The following is a 13947-nucleotide window of genomic DNA, read 5'->3' on the forward strand; positions in this document are numbered from 1 at the left end:
TGAGACAGAGGTGTTCTCTCGACCAGGTGCACCCGACCCCGCCAGACACGCAGCAGCGCCCGCCCCCACAAGACCGGGGGCGGGCGCAGCAGCTTCAGCGCAGGGGTTCAGAGTTGTTGGCCGATGCCGATCAACCAGTTCATCCACGTGACCCCGGCGCCGGCGAGGATCGCCGCCCCGAGGGCGACGAGCACGCCGGTGCGGGCCTTGCCGGCGGCGGCGTAGTTCCCGGACGCAGACGCGATCGCCCAGACGATGCCGGAAATAATGAGCATCAGCACCGCGATGATGAGCACGAACGTCAACAGGGCGCCGATGACCTCTTCCAGGTCGCCGATGCCGCCCAGGCCCTCGAAATCGGGGAACACGTCCATCAGGCCCCACCACCCGAATCGGCGAGGGTGACGTGGAGGTGGTCTTGATGCCTCGTGGTGATATCGGTGCCGCGCGTGTAGTCGCGCCAGCCCTCGTCGTCACGGGCGAGGGACCAGATCTTGTCCTGCCAGATGAGGTAGTCGACTCCGAGGGTCTCGGCGTGGTCTTTCATCCAGTTCGTGACTTCCCAGCCCGCCTCGATCTGCGCGGGCGTGGGCATCTGCCCGATGGCGTTGCCGAACGCGATATCGCAGGCCCGACCCAGCGGGTGCTCCGAGACCGTGCCCGGCCGTGGCGAGTAGCACGACCAGGTCGTCTCGGGGAACGCCGCGATCGTCTGCTGATACAGGTGCAGGGTGCGGCGGGTGATCTGCCCGTTACTGGTCGGGTCGTCGACCAGCTCATCCGGGTCACCGGCCGGGGCAGGGTCAGGCTCCCCACCAGGCCCATTGCTGTCGGGGTCGCAGTCGCCGGCCGGTGGGCCGGTCTCGGCCTCGGGCAGGTCCGCGGCGTCGTGGGCGTTCAGCCAGGCGGCGGGGTCGGTGTGCTCACCGCCGGTGCCCCCGACATAGACCTCAAGGTGCAGGTGCGGGCCGGTGGACTGGCCCGAGGAGCCGACGTCGGCGATGTGCTGCCCGGCCCGCACCCTATCGCCGGCCTCGACGTGGATGCCGTCGGCCCAGGAATGGATGTACCCGGTGGCGACCTGCTCGCCGCCGACCTGATGTTCGATGACGACCTTCCCGCCCCACGCATCGGTGTACTCGGCGACGGTGACCGTGCCGTCGGCGGCGGCGAGGATGGGCGTGCCGTCCGGGGCGGCGAAGTCGCTGCCGGTGTGGAAGGACTGCTCCCCGGTGATCGGGTGGGTGCGCGGCCCGTACGGGTCGGTCGCCGTCCACGTGCCCTCGGGCAGAGGGAACACCACCCGCGAAGACTCCGCCGCCCCGGCCACAGCAGGCACCACACCAGGGTCAGTTTCGACGTTCGTGCCTGTGGTGCCGAGGAGGGTGTCGAGGATCGTGACGGCGACGGGGCTGTAGTTCTCGTACCGGTCGGGGAACGCCGAGACCTCCACGGCTTGGGCGGCCTCGCCTTTGCCCATGTCTTGCCAGCCGGGGATGTCCAGCAGCCCGCGCGGCGAGGGATGGTTCGGGCCGTCCGGGCCGCCGAAGAACGCTCGCGCCTGATACTCGGGGGCCATCAGCTCTGGGACCGACCCCCACCCGGCCTGCGGGCGCATCTGGAACAACCCCAGGCTGTCGTTGTCGCTGCCATCGCCATCGTTCGGGTAGTCCGCTGACTCCGGGTAGACGCTCGTGTTCGACAGCTGCCGCAGGGTCGACTCGGTCAGTGCGGCCATCAGCGCGATCTGGAGTCCGTCACGGTTCACGCCCTCGACGCCGGAGCCGGTCTCGATGATCGTGGCCGCGTGCGTGAGTTGCTTCTTGTTCAGCGTGAACGACTCCCCATCGCGCGTTTCGACGGCGAGCTCGTCGGGCACCTCGCCGACTTGCAGTCCGCCGCCGGGCACGGTGCAGGCCCAGGTCGCGGCGGGGTTCATCAGCAGCCCGATCCCGACCATCGACAGGAACGGTGCTACCAGCGCCAGTGCGAGCAGTCCGATAGCGAGCTTCTTGAGCACCACGCCCCTCCTTTCTCCCCAGACCTCTCGGGTCAGCGCAGGGGGTTGTCCAGCTCGGACAGCCGCAGCAGATGACAGGTGTCGTAGGCGGGCTCGCAGACCACGAACACGGTGAACGCCACCTCGTGCGCGGAGTCGACGGGTTCGTCGTTCAACACCCCGGCACGGTGGCGGACGCCTTCGATCGTGATCGCCGTCGTCCCCTCCACCAGCTGCCCCGGCTGCGCCTGCTCCTGCGCGGTCGCCCACGCTCCGGGCACGAACGCATCGGTGATCTCCAGGTGCTGGGTGGTGGCGTACTGGCGCAGCTCGACCCATGCCTCCCGCGTGGGCAGATAGGCGGCGATATCGGAGGCGAGGCCGGCCTGCTCGGTGCCGGTCGGGTCGGCGACCTCCATCAGCACGCTCGTGTAGTCCAGCGGCATCAGCCCCGACCCGGTATCCCAGGCGAACACCGCCGTCGCGACGTTGCGGGCGAACTCCTCCGGGTCCCCGGACCCGACCACCGCAGCGATCCGCCCCGGCCGTGGCGTGCCGGACTCGACCGGACTCGACGACGCGCCCGGCTCGGGGTCACGGTCGTGGGGTGGGCTGGTGTCGGGGCCGAGGATCAGGCCGTAGATCCCGATGCCGGCCAGGAGCACGATCACCAGGCCGGCGGCGAGCAGGACGATCAGGCGGGTGCGCGGGCGGGAGTCAGCGAAAGTCTTCATGCCGCCCAGGTGCACGCACCCGGTCACAGAGCACGCAGATGCTGCCGAGAGACGCTCTCGCCTGATTCGGCATCAGCGCCGGGGCCGGTGTCCTCGTCGGTGCGGGGCTCCTCGGTTGTCGTCTCGACGTCGTGGCCGGTGGTGTCGAGGGAGATGCGCAGGCGGGCGGCGAAGGCGCTGGTGCCGTCGGCGACGTCGAGGAAGATGCCGGCCTGCTCCTCGGTGAGGTCGCGGGCGAGCTCGTCCACGTCGTAGTGGGTCCACCATTCCGCCAGGGAGGTCCAGGTCTGCACGAACGCCGTCACCGGCCACCGCCCCGGCACCACCGCCGGCCGGGCCGAGGTGTGCGTGCGGGGCTTGGTGCGTCCAGCGGCGGTGACACGGGCGACGGCCTCTTGGGCCATCGCGCGCAGCGACGCCTGGCGAGAGGCGTCCGCTTGCTCGACCTGGCCGCGCAGGCGCTGATAGGCGGGGTCGACCGGCCCGCCGGCCTCGATCCCCGCCAGCTCCGTCGTCGCCTGCTCGCGCAGCGCCTCGGGATTCTCGGGGTTCTCGGCCATGGCCTGGATCGCCGAGATCTTCTCCAGCGTCGTGTACGAGGCGCGGCCGGTGACCATCCGCGCGGCCTGCGCGCGGCTCCTCCCACCGACACCCCCTGACGGGGGTGCCAATTTGGCACCCCCGTCAGCACCGGGCTGATTCTCCGCCGAGAAGCGGGTTACGACATCGCGGCGCTGGGCGTCCTCGGTCATGAGCTGCTTGAGCTCGCGGTACAGGGCGGCGGCCTCCAGCTGGTTGAGCGGCTTGCGGTGCGCATTCTCGTCCTGCTCGGCCAGCAGATGCCCCAACCGGGTCGAGACACCCGATCGCACCCACACGCTGACCGTGCGCCAGTGCAGCAGCCGGATCGCTTCCAGCCGGCGTCGCCCGCACACCAGCACCCCTTCGGGGGTGACCGTGATCGGTTGCAACAGGCCGTGCTCGCGGATCGAGTCAGCCAGAGCCTGGATATCGCCGAGGTCGGCGCGATGACGGGCACCGACCTGAATCGACTCCACGGTGCGTTGCAGTTCGATACTCATCACCACTCACCCCTCTCAGTCCTCTCTTCGTGGTCCCCGGTTACTTCCGGGCCTGTCGTGGGGCGGCCAGGCAGATGGTGAGCACGAGATCGTCATCGCGCAGCAGCATCGGGATCGTCTCGCCGATCAGCAGCCGCAGCAGCACCCCGCGGCCCGCGCTGGTCGCCGCCAGCGCCGGGTGCGGGTTGCCCAGCAGCGCCTTGAGCAGCCCGGTCCAGGACCGGCCCGGCAGATCCAGCAGCGCGCGGGCGTGCTGGTCACGTCGCAGGGTCTCGAACGCGGTATGCCGCGCCCCGGCCTTCGCCAGCGCCCCGCAGATGTGCTCCACCGACGCCCGCGCGGTCGCGGGCTCCCAGCCGAGCATCGTCACCAGCGCGATCGCGTCCTCAGCCGCCGACGACGCCGACATCGCCACCCCCACCACACCACCACCGCCACCGTCACCGTCTCCGGCGTCTCCGGTGCCGTCGGGATCGGGTTCGGGGTCGGTGACCTGGAACGCGGGGTGATACTCCGACAGCGGCGTCTCCCTGTCGGAGATTCGCTCGGCGTCGTGGAACGCGGAGATGTGCGGGCGGCGGGCCTGATGGGTCGAGCACAGCAGCCCCTGGGCGCGCTCCTCGGCGATGCAGGTGATCCGCACCGCGTGCGTGACCACGCCCCACGGGTCGATCGCCTCCCGGGCGGAGCGGGTGCGCATCACATCGAACGCGGCGCTGGCGGCCTCCCACGGGTCCAACGAGTGCTTGCGCGCCAGCGCGGCGTACTTCTGCGCCGCATACTGCATCAGCTCGCCGGCGACCGGGTCCCGCGCCCATGCCCCGGGCCCGGCCGCGTGGAGCCGGGCCAGCAGGGCACGCAGCCCGGCGCTGGTCGTGTAGTTCTCAGGCCCCCGCTGCGGGGAACCTGTGTGAGTCGTGGTCGTCATGGGTTCGGCACCTCCTGGCAGGCAGGTGCACTCGCCTTCTCCGACACCTGGTGCTCGGCGTTCGGCGCCGGGCATGGTCGTGGTCATGGCCGGTCACCTCAGTTCATTCCGACCGGGCCGCGCCCGGCCCCGTCACGGCTCGTACTGCGGCCGAACGCCGAGATCGGGGGCAGCTCACGCTCCTTTGCACCCAGGCGCGTGACGCCGCGGGCGAGGCCGTCGTGGGCCTTGTGTGCGAGGTTCGCCTCGAAGTCGATCGCCAGGCGTGAGATCTGCCCGGTGCCTCTCGCCATCAGGTCCGAGGTGCGTACCCAGTCAACCCCGCGCGCCTTGCGCAGTGCCGGATCAACATCCGCAGTCTCAGTCTTGGCACCGGTTGTGCGGGTGACGTCGGCGGCTTGGATCGCCTCCGGAGCACCCGGTGTCTCCGCCCGGTCAGGGCGGGTCGTCTCCGGCGGGGGCGTGTCCTGCCTGCCGGGGTTGTTCTGCTCGTAGGGGTTCATGATTTCTGCTCCTTCTCCTCATCTGATTCGTTGTGGTGCTCGGGCACTGCCGAGGTCTCCTGGTCTGCGGCGGGCGCGGGATCGGTGCGGGGGAACCAGCGGCCGACGGTCGAGGCGTGCACGCCGAGTTCGCGCGCGATCGCCTTGTTCGACCAGCCCCGCCCCCGCAGCACTGCCGCCCGTTCCCGCCGCCCAGCACCTGCCAACGTTGGCGGGTCGGGCTCAGCCGATGGGGTTTCGGCCACCGCCTCCAGCACGGGCACATCCGATCGGTCAGGCTCTGTCTGCTCGCCCAGCACCTTGGCGGCCGGGGCCGGCGGTGTCGCTACCGCGATGCCCGTGGCCGAACGTGGCCGCTCGGGAAGCTCCGGCAGAAGGAGCGGTGCGGCCTGTGCCTGCGCGCCAGCGGTCTCGGAGACCTCCAGCGCCGATCCTGACTCCGGGGTGGGGGTGATCGGCGTGGGGACCGGGGTTCTGGTGGAGCGGGTCAGGACCGTCGTCAGATGCGTGGAGGCCAGCAGCACGAGCGGCGGGACCGCGGCGACGATGGCCGCGAGCAGGCCCGGCACGGAGGCGTCAGCGGCGACGAGGGCGTGCGCGGCGTTCGCGCTCACCGACATCAGCGCCCCGGCGATCAGCAGCACCCACGGGTACCAGGCCGCCCGATGCCCGTCGAGGGCGACGACCGCGACGGTCGCGACCACGATCAGCCCGTCCACCAAGAGCGGCCAGATCCACGCCTGGTTCCTGGTGATGCCCGAGCGCACCGCGAGATCGGCCAGAGCGACGAAGCTCAGCCAGAACGCGCCGCCGCCGATCAGCACCGTCCCCGACGCGGCCGCGACCACCGCCCATCGCCGCCCCGACAGCCCGCCCATCACAGCCCCCGGCCCGCCCGCGTCGCAGCCGGCACCGGCCCGAATCTCTCCGGCACGGACTCGGCCCGGGTCGAGGTGCCGACACCGGTGGTGATGGTGCGGTAGGCGGACTCGACGGTGCGAGTGATCTCCCGCTGCCCGAAATCCGGCTGCTCCACGCTCGCAAACGCATCCAGCGCCTCGGAGACCGGCACATTGCCCTCGGCGAGGCGGCAGGCGGCCCAGAACAGCTTGAGATTGCGATCCGTGGACTGCCCGCTCAGCCAGGACGCCATCCGACCCGCATCCACCATCGCCCCTGCATCCGAGATCGGGCCGGTCTTCGGGCGGGGCCGGGGCGGGGTGAGAAACTCCCGCAGGCGCTGCGCATCCAGCGCCCGCCCGTCGGTGGGGGCGAACGAGGTGGGGCGGTAGAGCACGCTCTCGCCGTCGATCTGGCGGCGCGAGGGCGGGACGATGATGTAGCCGCGATCCCCACGGAAATCCACCCCGGCACGGCCGGCCTGCCACGACGGCTGTTCACTGTCGGCGGCCGGGAAGTAGATGTGCAGGCCGCCGGTCGGTGAGCGCACCATCGTCTCCCAGCCATGCACCAGCCCCTCCCGCCGCGCGGCGCGGATCGCGTCGAAGCCGTTGACGCCGTGCACATCGACATCCACCACGGAGACGCCCGAGGCTCGGCCGGTGGGCATGCCGATGTTCGCCGCCGGGAACCTGCGCCACCAGGCCTCCACCTGCGCCGGGTCGGTGGTGGCGTCGTGGAAGCCGCGTCGGGTGATCGGCTGCTTGCCCTCCGGCGCGCACGGGAACACCGGCACCCCGGACTGCGCGAACACCATCGCGGCCCGCCCCAGCGGCCAGGACGCATCCATCTGCCGGACCGCCCGAGTAAACCTGCTCTCGGACATCACAGCCCCCGCCCCAACACGACCGCAGCGGCCCGCTCCGGCGCCGGCAACGGCGCCACTTGCCGACCGGGCGTGTCCTGCCGTGGGCTCTTCGGGGCCGGGCCGTCGCGTTCCAGCCCGGGCGGTGTGCCGTCGGGCACCTGGTTCGTGTCGAGGCCGTCGAGGATGCTGAGCGCGGTCTTGCGGATGCGCTCACCGGCGGCCTGCACGACCTCGACCGGGTTCTTCCCGTCGACGTTCGCCGCCCACCCGGCCACGTACGGGATCGTGTAGCCCGTGGTGTCCATGCCGTGGGCGGCGCCGATCATCAGCGCCACCGATTCGGCCTCGACCTCACCGATCCCGCGATGCTGCCGCGCCTCCTCCTGGTCCGGCCCATGCATCAGCACATGCCCGAGCTCGTGGGCGAGAGTCTTCACCTGCGCGGCGTCGTCCATGTTCGTGCGCACGGCGACTTGCCGGGTCGAGTAGTTCGTCAGCCCGTTCGCGCCGCCGATCATGCCCTCGTGCGGCACCCACAGCAGCTCGAACCCCTCCGCCGTGACCTGCTCCGCCAGACCCTCGCGCAGACCTTCGGGGGCTTCGCCAGCGAGCAGCCGTGGCGCTGGCCGTTCGGGGATCGGATCGCCGCTGGTCTGGGAGGCGTCCCAGACGTAGGCCGGGCGCACGCCGACCATGCGGGAGCGCACGACCTCACCGGGCTTCGGCTTCTCACCCCGGTTCAGACGCCGCCAGGAGTCCGGATCGGCCGGGTTCGTCGAGGCGAACCTGCCAGTGACCGGGGCGAGGATCTGATACCCGGCCTGGCCCTTCTCGACCTGTCGGCCCAGCTGCTGCCACTGCTTGTATCCCGCGACCAGGGTGGGGAACGGTTCGGGCACCCCGCCGGCCTCGAATGCGGCCTGGTGCTGCTCCCAGATCAGGCAGACGTTGTTGAAGCTCCGCGACCGGAACCGGGCAGCGAACCGCATCGCATCGGCCCAGTCCTCACCGGTGACCAGCCGTTCGACGGCACCGGTGAGCTTCTCGTGGAGCTCGTCGAGCTTCGCTTCCCGCTGTTGGCGGGCTTCCTCCCTCGTCGCCATCGTCGGCCTCCTCTCGGCAGGCCAGCCGCGAGGTCGCGGCTGGCCTTGCACCAGCGAGGTGAGCCAGGAGCTTCCGGCGAGTCAGACGGTCAGCGAACGGAACAGTCGGTAGGTTGGCCGTCAGGACACGGGCGGCACCTGACGTGGACCTACTGGCGTATCAGCCTCAGAGCCTGCGTAGGGCTGGAAGCAGCTGAGTCCGGTCGGACGCCGGACGAAGTGATGATTTCCCGGACGACTCTGCTGCTATCTATCCGCGACAACCGGGCGCATGGAGCGGTAGCGACTCGGGCTGAGCCCGACGTGCTCGATGAATGCCTCCGTCGCCCGTGAACGGCTGGACCAGCCGACGCAACGACCTACTGCTGCGACAGAAAGATCGGACTCGCGCAGCAGCCTGGCCATCTCCTGCACGCGAAGCATCGTCAGATACGCGATCGGGGTCTTCCCGAAGGCATCGACGAACACACGGGTCAATTGCTGCGGGGAGAGCCGCACCCTCTCGGACAGCTCGTGGAGTGTCCACCTATAGGCGACGTTTTCATGCAGTGCCTCCCGTGCCAGCAGCGCCTCCGGACGGAGAGGGGCTAACCTGCGACTGCGCGGCAGCACTGGACGCGCGCGTGCACGCTGCAATGGTGTCAGCCTCGCAGGCGAGACCCGGATGAATGGTCCGAGCACATCCATGACAGCGAACCAGAGTGCCTGGAGTCGGTTGAATCTCTCTCGGAACCGTCTCTCAACGCTGAGCGCGACCATCTCATCAATCCACGGCACAACCATCCCGGCCCGATCTCTGCCGAGTCGCAGGATCTGCGCTGGTTCAGAGTAGATCTTCTCCGCGAAACCGGGGGCGTCAAGCCGATCGTGCAGCACCGCAGAGTGCTGCCAGAAGAACTGATCGAGAGCGAAATCGGTATCGACACGGATCGACGTCACCGACACTTGGCACTCGGGCTCGCAGCTGAACAATACGTTCGGGCCGAGAAGGATCGCATCGCCCACGCTGACCGGCTGACGACCGAACTCGCTGAACATGATTGCCGAGCCCGACCTAATGAACAAGATGTTGAGGCAGTCGTAAACCACCGGGCCGACAGGCCGGTGGACGGCAAGCGTCTGGGCGACCAGCGGGCTACGCCAATGTGCATCACAGGAGTGCCTCGCTGCCTCTGGCGTGGCCGCGCACTCTTGCTGGCTCTTGTCTGATCCGCTCACTAATCTCGAACGCCTGTGGAGCCGGACGAGCTCGCCAGTTCCGAACCAACAGCAATAGCGCATGATCGCTGTGGGGCGGGAGTCGGTTTCGTACCAGTCTTCGCTGCCTTCGTCGATGCGGCAAGGCAGTCCACGGTTCTGATGAGCCGAGGGGTCACTACTCTCCGACGCGCATCGACAAAACCCAGCGGATCGCCCCGCAGCATCGGTGCACCACAAGGCACACCTCGGACGCTCCAACCATCGTTTGCAGCACTTGCGCGATGCAGCTCACACGATCGCCTCCCTCCTTGCGGAATACCTGACAGGGGTATAGCGTTGACTTGTACACGTACCCGGTAGGGGTACTACCGACATACAAGGAGGATACCTGATGGCTTCGAACGATTACCAGGTGACGGGCATGACCTGCGGCCACTGCGAGATGTCGATCCGCGAGGAGGTCAGCGAGATCCCCGGCGTCCAGGACATCCAAGTCAGCGCGCAGACCGGCAAGCTCAACGTCACCGCCGAGGGTGAGATCGACGACGCCAAGGTCCTCGCGGCGGTCGAGGAGGCCGGCTACTCGGCGGTGCGCGTCTGATGAAGGCCGGAGGACGGCTCGCGCTCTACGGGGCCGGGTTGGTGGTGGCGTTCGGCGGGGCCTTCGGCCTCGCCGGCGCCGTCATTCCCGATAGCTTCGCAGCAGCATGGGCAGAAGGAAGTAACGTGAACGCACACGGTGAAGGGCACGGCGACGCTGCGCAGGAAACCGCGGAGCCCGCTCTGAACGGGGTCTCCGCAAGCGCGGACGGCTTCGTGCTCTCTCCGGTCCAGGCCCCCACGGCCGCAGGCGAGGATGGAGACCTGAGCTTCCAGATCCTCGACGAGTCCGGCGAACCGGTGACCGAGTACACCACCGCGCACGAGAAGGACCTGCATCTGATCGCCGTGCGCACCGACGGCGCCGGTTTCCAGCACGTGCACCCCGAACTCGACACGAGCACAGGCACCTGGTCGGTGCCGTGGACCTGGGACGAGGCGGGCACCTACCGCGTGTACGCCGACTTCACACCCGCGGGCGAGGAAGCCGAAGGCATCACTCTCACCCGCGCAATCGAGGTCGCGGGCGACTTCACCCCTGTCGAGACCGAGGCGCAGACCACCGACGAGGTCGACGGATACACCGTCTCCCTCAACGGCGACCTCACTGCGGGCACCTCAAGCGAGCTCACCATCTCGGTCGAGCGTGACGGTCAGCCGGTGACCACGCTGGAGCCTTACCTGGGCGCGTTCGGCCACCTGGTGGCGCTGCGCGAGGGTGACCTCGCCTACCTGCACGTCCACGCCGAGGGCGACGAGCCCCAGGCCGGGGACACGGCCGGACCCGAGATCCGATTCGCAGCGGAGGCCCCGACCGCCGACCGTTACCTGCTCTACCTGGACTTCCAGGTCGACGGGCAGGTGCACACCGCCGAGTTCGTGATCGACGCCGAGCACGGTGACGGCTCGAAGACAGACGATTCGCATTCCGACGGCCACTGACCCGCAGGGCCTGGCGTCGCACGAGAGCTGAGAAAGAAGGAAGAGGATGAGCACATCAGCGCCCCCAACGGGTGGGCCGGACATCGAGTTGGAGATCGGCGGGATGACCTGCGCCTCCTGCGCGAACCGGATCGAGAAGAAGCTGAACAAGCTCGATGGCGTCGCGGCCACCGTCAACTACGCCACTGAGAAGGCTAAGGTCACCGTGCCTGCCGGCTACGATCCGTCACTGCTGGTCGCCGAGGTCGAGAAGACCGGGTACACGGCCGCACTGCCCAAGCCCAAGGACACTACGGCGAACATGTCGGAGACCGAGGCCGGGGAGGAGGAAGACAGTGAGCTCACCTCGCTGCGGCATCGGCTGATCGGCGCGATCGTGCTCACTGTTCCCGTGATCGCGATGGCGATGATCCCCGCGCTGCAGTTCACGTATTGGCAGTGGGCCTCACTCGCCCTGGCCGCACCGGTGATCATCTGGGGAGCTTGGCCGTTCCACAAGGCGGCGTGGACGAACCTCAAGCACGGTGCGGCGACGATGGACACGCTCATCTCGATGGGTACCTCCGTCGCGCTGCTGTGGTCGCTCTATGCGCTCTTCCTCGGCACTGCCGGCACTCCCGGCATGACGCACCCCTTCGAGTTCACGATCGCTCCGTCGGATGGCGCGGCGAACATTTATCTCGAAGTCGGCGCGGGCGTGACGATGTTCATCCTCGCCGGCCGCTACTTCGAGAAGCGATCCAAGCGCCAGGCCGGGGCCGCGCTGCGCGCCCTCCTGGAGTTGGGCGCGAAGGAAGTCGCCGTACTCCGCGACGGCGTAGAGGTGAAGATCCCCACCTCTGAGCTGGCGGTCGGCGACGAGTTCATCGTCCGTCCAGGCGAGAAGATCGCCACCGACGGTCTCGTGACCTCCGGCTCCTCCGCGGTGGACGCCTCGATGCTCACCGGCGAGTCCGTGCCGGTCGAGGTCCGCGAGGGCGACTCGGTCACCGGTGCCACCGTCAACGCCGGCGGCCGCCTGGTCGTGCGGGCGACTCGTGTGGGTTCGGACACACAGCTCGCACAGATGGCGAAGCTCGTCGAGGACGCGCAGACCGGCAAGGCCGAGGTGCAGCGTCTGGCCGATCGTATCTCCGGCATCTTCGTGCCGATCGTCATCGTCGTCGCGTTCATCACCCTCGGCGCCTGGCTGGGAGGCGGGTTCCCCGTCGCCGCCGCGTTCACCGCAGCGGTCGCTGTGCTCGTCATCGCCTGCCCCTGCGCGCTGGGTCTGGCGACCCCGACCGCGTTGCTCGTCGGCACCGGGCGCGGTGCGCAGATGGGCGTCCTCATCAAGGGCCCGGAGGTGCTGGAGTCCACTCGCAAGGTCGACACCGTCGTGCTCGATAAGACCGGCACCGTCACCAGCGGCAAGATGACTCTGACCGACGTGATCACTGAGCCCGGTGTGGATCGTACGGAGCTGCTGCGTTTCGCCGGTGCACTGGAAGACTCTTCGGAGCATCCGATTGCGCAGGCGATCGCCAAGGGCGCGACCCAGGAAGTCGGCCAGCTGCCTACTCCAGAGGACTTCGCCAATGTCGAGGGCAAGGGCGTGCAGGGCATCGTCGAGGGGACCCCGGTCGTCGTCGGCCGCGAGTCTCTGCTGGCGGACTGGTCGCAGAAGCTCTCTCCGGAGGTCGCACAGGCGAAGGCCCAGGCCGAGGGCGAGGGCAAGACGGTCGTCGCGATCGGCTGGGACGGTGCTGCGCGCGGCATCCTCGTCGTCGCCGACACCGTCAAGCCCACGAGCGCCGAGGCGATCCGCGGGCTCAAGGAGATCGGCCTGACCCCGGTGCTGCTCACCGGTGACAACGAGGCCGTGGCCCGCCAGATCGCGTCCGAGGTCGGCATCGACGAGGTCATCGCCGAAGTGCTACCCAAGGACAAGGTCGACGTCGTCACTCGCCTCCAGGAAGAGGGCAAGATCGTCGCGATGGTCGGCGACGGCGTCAACGACGCCCCCGCGCTCGCGCAGGCTGATCTGGGCCTGGCGATGGGCACCGGCACGGACGTCGCGATCGAGGCCTCCGACATCACGCTCGTGCGCGGTGACCTGCGGGCCGCCGTCGACGCGATCCGCCTGTCCAGGAAGACCCTGTCGACGATCAAGACCAACCTGTTCTGGGCATTCGCCTACAACACCGCCGCGATCCCGGTCGCTGCGCTCGGCATGCTCAACCCCATGCTCGCAGGTGCGGCGATGGCGTTCTCCAGCGTCTTCGTCGTCGGCAACAGCCTCCGCCTGCGCGGGTTCACGAGCGTCGCCTCGAAGTGACGTACGAGAACCCACCCATCCACACGAATCCAATAACGAAGGAACACCAGAGAATGAGCAGCTGCTGCAGCACGAACGAGACCAACCCGGCCGTGGAGAACGGTGGACGCGAGAACCTTCTTGGCGGGGGCGCCGATGACATGACCACCTGCCCGGTCATGGTCGGCACCCCGGTCAGCAAGAAGACCGCCGAGGCCGCCGGCCTCTACCGCGACTTCGAGGATGAGCGCTACTACTTCTGCTGCGCTGGTTGTGGGCCTGCGTTCGATTCGGACCCGGCCAAGTACGCCGCCAACATGGCGTAATCCACCAGCGTGCGGGGTGCCGCGGCACCGCTGCGGCACCCCGCCACCTGATCGGAGCGAACCGACATGACCACTACGACTCCCACCACCGAAACCCACCTCGACACCTGCCCCGCAGGAGGCGACGGCGACGCGTCCGTCCACGGATACATCAGCGATAAGACGAAGTACCGCAATCGTCTGCGGCGCCTCGAAGGCCAAATCCGCGGCATCGATCGGATGGTCGACGAGGACCGCTACTGCATCGACATCCTCACCCAGATCTCCGCAGTCACCAGGGCACTCGAAAATGTCGCCCTCGGCCTGCTCGACGATCACCTCAAGCATTGTGTCCTCGACGCCGCACTCGCCGGCGGACCAGTGAGCGAGCAGAGGCTCGGCGAGGCGTCCGAGGCCATCGCCCGCCTCGTGCGCTCCTGACGCCGGCGCATCAGTTCGATCACGACCAGCAGTTCAGGAGTTCTTC

General features: G+C 68.8%; 15 protein-coding genes. 5 read left to right on the top strand and 10 right to left on the bottom strand.

Annotation, left to right across the window (positions count from 1 at the left end):
- Window positions 1-107: 107 nt before the first annotated feature.
- The 10 genes from LEL84_RS22295 to LEL84_RS22340 form a co-directional block, all read right to left on the bottom strand.
- Window positions 108-374, bottom strand: coding sequence for a DUF6112 family protein (locus tag LEL84_RS22295; RefSeq protein ID WP_006213369.1), 267 nt, complete (start codon window positions 372-374; stop codon window positions 108-110).
- The gene (locus LEL84_RS22300) at window positions 374-2023 is read right to left on the bottom strand and encodes a M23 family metallopeptidase (protein WP_006213368.1); all 1650 of its coding nucleotides are present in this window, start codon (window positions 2021-2023) and stop codon (window positions 374-376) included. Before LEL84_RS22300 ends, LEL84_RS22295 begins: the two co-directional genes overlap by 1 nt.
- A gap of 29 nt (window positions 2024-2052) precedes the next feature.
- Window positions 2053-2733 carry a hypothetical protein gene (locus LEL84_RS22305; protein WP_040560323.1) on the bottom strand — a complete coding sequence of 227 codons (681 nt, stop codon included), beginning with the start codon at window positions 2731-2733 and terminating at the stop codon, window positions 2053-2055.
- Window positions 2734-2756: 23 nt separating this feature from the next.
- Window positions 2757-3815 carry a ParB N-terminal domain-containing protein gene (locus LEL84_RS22310; RefSeq protein WP_040560312.1) on the bottom strand — a complete coding sequence of 353 codons (1059 nt, stop codon included), beginning with the start codon at window positions 3813-3815 and terminating at the stop codon, window positions 2757-2759.
- Between the two features lie 40 nt (window positions 3816-3855).
- Entirely contained in the window at window positions 3856-4743 is an 888-nt protein-coding gene (locus LEL84_RS22315; protein WP_040560311.1) for a hypothetical protein, read from the bottom strand.
- A 98-nt stretch (window positions 4744-4841) separates the two neighbouring features.
- Window positions 4842-5246: a hypothetical protein gene (locus tag LEL84_RS22320; RefSeq protein WP_006213364.1), complete on the bottom strand. Its 405-nt coding sequence runs from the start codon at window positions 5244-5246 to the stop codon at window positions 4842-4844.
- The gene (locus LEL84_RS22325) at window positions 5243-6124 is read right to left on the bottom strand and encodes a DUF2637 domain-containing protein (RefSeq protein ID WP_179861206.1); all 882 of its coding nucleotides are present in this window, start codon (window positions 6122-6124) and stop codon (window positions 5243-5245) included. The genes LEL84_RS22320 and LEL84_RS22325 overlap by 4 nt, the downstream gene beginning before the upstream one ends.
- Window positions 6124-6996, bottom strand: a complete 873-nt coding sequence (locus LEL84_RS22330) for a bifunctional DNA primase/polymerase (protein ID WP_100244604.1) — start codon at window positions 6994-6996, stop codon at window positions 6124-6126. The genes LEL84_RS22325 and LEL84_RS22330 overlap by 1 nt, the downstream gene beginning before the upstream one ends.
- 35 nt (window positions 6997-7031) lie before the next feature.
- Entirely contained in the window at window positions 7032-8117 is a 1086-nt protein-coding gene (locus LEL84_RS22335) for an ArdC-like ssDNA-binding domain-containing protein (protein WP_006213361.1), read from the bottom strand.
- A 246-nt stretch (window positions 8118-8363) separates the two neighbouring features.
- A complete protein-coding gene (locus tag LEL84_RS22340; RefSeq protein WP_225984163.1) occupies window positions 8364-9155 on the bottom strand; it encodes a helix-turn-helix transcriptional regulator in 792 nt (263 codons plus the stop codon).
- 553 nt (window positions 9156-9708) lie between these two features.
- Between LEL84_RS22340 and LEL84_RS22345 the strand changes: the two genes are divergently transcribed.
- The 5 genes from LEL84_RS22345 (at window position 9709) to LEL84_RS22365 (ending at window position 13901) form a co-directional block, all read left to right on the top strand.
- The gene (locus LEL84_RS22345; protein WP_006213359.1) at window positions 9709-9918 is read left to right on the top strand and encodes a heavy-metal-associated domain-containing protein; all 210 of its coding nucleotides are present in this window, start codon (window positions 9709-9711) and stop codon (window positions 9916-9918) included.
- The gene (locus LEL84_RS22350) at window positions 9918-10859 is read left to right on the top strand and encodes a hypothetical protein (RefSeq protein ID WP_040560308.1); all 942 of its coding nucleotides are present in this window, start codon (window positions 9918-9920) and stop codon (window positions 10857-10859) included. Before LEL84_RS22345 ends, LEL84_RS22350 begins: the two co-directional genes overlap by 1 nt.
- 46 nt (window positions 10860-10905) lie before the next feature.
- Window positions 10906-13176 (top strand): heavy metal translocating P-type ATPase, encoded by a 2271-nt coding sequence (locus LEL84_RS22355; RefSeq protein ID WP_040560307.1) that lies wholly within the window; start codon window positions 10906-10908, stop codon window positions 13174-13176.
- 53 nt (window positions 13177-13229) lie between these two features.
- Window positions 13230-13481 carry a YHS domain-containing protein gene (locus tag LEL84_RS22360; RefSeq protein WP_006213356.1) on the top strand — a complete coding sequence of 84 codons (252 nt, stop codon included), beginning with the start codon at window positions 13230-13232 and terminating at the stop codon, window positions 13479-13481.
- A gap of 66 nt (window positions 13482-13547) precedes the next feature.
- A complete protein-coding gene (locus LEL84_RS22365; RefSeq protein ID WP_006214162.1) occupies window positions 13548-13901 on the top strand; it encodes a metal-sensitive transcriptional regulator in 354 nt (117 codons plus the stop codon).
- Window positions 13902-13947: the final 46 nt, after the last annotated feature.

Origin of the sequence: Gordonia sp. WA4-43 (genome assembly GCF_020520305.1) — a bacterium.
Lineage (GTDB): Bacteria > Actinomycetota > Actinomycetes > Mycobacteriales > Mycobacteriaceae > Gordonia > Gordonia hongkongensis.

Excerpts from the sequence above, each read along its gene's own strand:
- LEL84_RS22295 (WP_006213369.1), bottom strand. The coding sequence starts at position 374 with ATGGACGTGTTCCCCGATTTCGAGGGCCTGGGCGGCATCGGCGACCTG.
- LEL84_RS22305 (WP_040560323.1), bottom strand. The coding sequence starts at position 2,733 with ATGAAGACTTTCGCTGACTCCCGCCCGCGCACCCGCCTGATCGTCCTG.
- LEL84_RS22310 (WP_040560312.1), bottom strand. The coding sequence starts at position 3,815 with ATGAGTATCGAACTGCAACGCACCGTGGAGTCGATTCAGGTCGGTGCC.
- LEL84_RS22315 (WP_040560311.1), bottom strand. The coding sequence starts at position 4,743 with ATGACGACCACGACTCACACAGGTTCCCCGCAGCGGGGGCCTGAGAAC.
- LEL84_RS22320 (WP_006213364.1), bottom strand. The coding sequence starts at position 5,246 with ATGAACCCCTACGAGCAGAACAACCCCGGCAGGCAGGACACGCCCCCG.
- LEL84_RS22325 (WP_179861206.1), bottom strand. The coding sequence starts at position 6,124 with ATGGGCGGGCTGTCGGGGCGGCGATGGGCGGTGGTCGCGGCCGCGTCG.
- LEL84_RS22330 (WP_100244604.1), bottom strand. The coding sequence starts at position 6,996 with ATGGATGCGTCCTGGCCGCTGGGGCGGGCCGCGATGGTGTTCGCGCAG.
- LEL84_RS22335 (WP_006213361.1), bottom strand. The coding sequence starts at position 8,117 with ATGGCGACGAGGGAGGAAGCCCGCCAACAGCGGGAAGCGAAGCTCGAC.
- LEL84_RS22340 (WP_225984163.1), bottom strand. The coding sequence starts at position 9,155 with ATGTTCAGCGAGTTCGGTCGTCAGCCGGTCAGCGTGGGCGATGCGATC.
- LEL84_RS22345 (WP_006213359.1), top strand. The coding sequence starts at position 9,709 with ATGGCTTCGAACGATTACCAGGTGACGGGCATGACCTGCGGCCACTGC.
- LEL84_RS22350 (WP_040560308.1), top strand. The coding sequence starts at position 9,918 with ATGAAGGCCGGAGGACGGCTCGCGCTCTACGGGGCCGGGTTGGTGGTG.
- LEL84_RS22355 (WP_040560307.1), top strand. The coding sequence starts at position 10,906 with ATGAGCACATCAGCGCCCCCAACGGGTGGGCCGGACATCGAGTTGGAG.
- LEL84_RS22360 (WP_006213356.1), top strand. The coding sequence starts at position 13,230 with ATGAGCAGCTGCTGCAGCACGAACGAGACCAACCCGGCCGTGGAGAAC.
- LEL84_RS22365 (WP_006214162.1), top strand. The coding sequence starts at position 13,548 with ATGACCACTACGACTCCCACCACCGAAACCCACCTCGACACCTGCCCC.